Raw genomic sequence first — 255 nt, 5'->3', positions numbered from 1 at the left:
CGGTGGCCGAAACCGCAGCCCCCAGCCGCCTTGCGGTGGCGATCGCCTGCAGCCCCGCAACGCCAGCGCCCATCACGAACACTTTGGCCGCGCGCACCGTGCCCGCCGCCGTCATCATCATCGGCAGTGCCCGGTCAAACGCACCGGCGGCATCGATCACCGCCTGATAGCCCGCAAGGTTGGCCTGCGAGGACAAAACGTCCATCACCTGCGCGCGCGTGATGCGCGGCATCAGTTCCATGGCAAAGGCTTGCA

At 67.8% G+C, this 255-nt stretch carries 1 pseudogene; it reads right to left on the bottom strand.

The annotated features are described in order from the left end of the window. Nucleotides 1-255: pseudogene (locus DQG18_RS15910) on the bottom strand (NAD(P)(+) transhydrogenase (Re/Si-specific) subunit alpha); the annotation flags it as partial.

Origin of the sequence: Pelagibacterium sediminicola (assembly GCF_003390885.1) — a bacterium.
GTDB lineage: Bacteria > Pseudomonadota > Alphaproteobacteria > Rhizobiales > Devosiaceae > Pelagibacterium > Pelagibacterium sediminicola.
The sequence above is the reverse complement of the archived record's forward strand: the minus strand, read 5'-3'. Positions and strand labels throughout refer to the sequence as shown.